The 1029-nt window shown below is 57.4% G+C and carries 2 protein-coding genes and 1 pseudogene; all 3 read right to left on the reverse strand.

Annotation, left to right across the window (positions count from 1 at the left end; translation table 11 throughout):
- Positions 1-352, reverse strand: a pseudogene (locus FGE21_RS20545) (hypothetical protein); the annotation flags it as partial.
- Positions 235-582 carry an IS66 family insertion sequence element accessory protein TnpB gene (gene tnpB, locus FGE21_RS19505; RefSeq protein WP_139665066.1) on the reverse strand — a complete coding sequence of 116 codons (348 nt, stop codon included), beginning with the start codon at positions 580-582 and terminating at the stop codon, positions 235-237. The pseudogene FGE21_RS20545 and the gene tnpB, both read right to left, overlap by 118 nt.
- Complete coding sequence (locus FGE21_RS19510; protein ID WP_139665067.1) at positions 579-965, reverse strand: transposase; 387 nt, start codon at positions 963-965, stop codon at positions 579-581. Before FGE21_RS19510 ends, tnpB begins: the two co-directional genes overlap by 4 nt.
- Positions 966-1029: the final 64 nt, after the last annotated feature.

The raw sequence follows: 1029 nt of genomic DNA on the forward strand, positions 1-1029 counted from the left end.
TTTTGCCGAAGGCTTGTTTCTGCAGCTTCGCGATCCGCGTGCGCAGGGTTTGCACCAACAGATCATGGGCGCGCAACGTAGCTGAGAGTTTGGCGTTCTCCGCCTCCAGAGAGGCAATGATCGCCCTCAAAACGGCGGGATCATTGGAGAGAGATGCGGTGTCTTCAGACATGCGCATGATTACCATTATCTGCTGCGAAGGGCCATAAAAACAAGCAATATCAGCGCGGTAATTTACCCAACCCGCGCAGGCGGCGCACCCCAATCCGGACGTCGCCAATCGATGCCTTCCCAAAGCATCGCCAATTGTGCCGATGTCAGGCGCACACTCCCATCTTTCGCGGATGGCCAAGGAAAGCGTCCTTTCTCAAGCACCTTGTAATACAGGCAAAAGCCCTGACCATCCCAATAGAGCAGTTTGATCCGATCGCCCTTTCGCCCCCGGAACGCAAAAACCGCGCCACTCGTAGGACGTTGACGCAGAACATCCTGCGCCAAGGCCGACAGGCCAGAGATCCCTTTGCGCATATCCGTCGTTCCGCAGGCAAGATACACACGGACACCCGTGCCGGGGCCAATCATGCCGTCTCGACCAACCGGATCAACCGCAGGATATCAGCTTCAGCCATACCGGGCGGGCAGCGCAGAATACGCCCATTTGCAAAGCCAATCTCGGCAGGCGCACCGTAAGCGGGTTCCGGCTTGGAAGTCAGGGGCAAGTCTGGCGCGTCGAGAGCTAAAAACGTCATGCCCTCGGGCTCCGGCCAGAGCCCCTTATCCTTCATTTGCCGTCGCCACTGATAAATGTGCTGCCGCGTGAGGTCATGACGGCGGGCAACGTCGGTCACGGTCGCGCCACCCATGCCAACTTCCCGCAATATCGACAGCTTCATCTCATCTGGCCAAAACCGCCGACGCTCAACCCCAACAATCACTTCATGTCGCAAATTCTGCCCTCGCCGCATACGACGTCGTTATCCACGTCAGTAACGACGTCGTATAAGATCTACTAAGCGAATGCGGCAGGTG

Source organism: Phaeobacter sp. B1627, assembly GCF_006265095.1.
In the GTDB taxonomy this organism is placed as follows: domain Bacteria; phylum Pseudomonadota; class Alphaproteobacteria; order Rhodobacterales; family Rhodobacteraceae; genus Epibacterium.

Bases quoted from the DNA above. Each gene is read 5' to 3' on its own strand.
- FGE21_RS19510 (WP_139665067.1), bottom strand. From the start codon at position 965: ATGCGGCGAGGGCAGAATTTGCGACATGAAGTGATTGTTGGGGTTGAG.
- tnpB (WP_139665066.1), bottom strand. From the start codon at position 582: ATGATTGGCCCCGGCACGGGTGTCCGTGTGTATCTTGCCTGCGGAACG.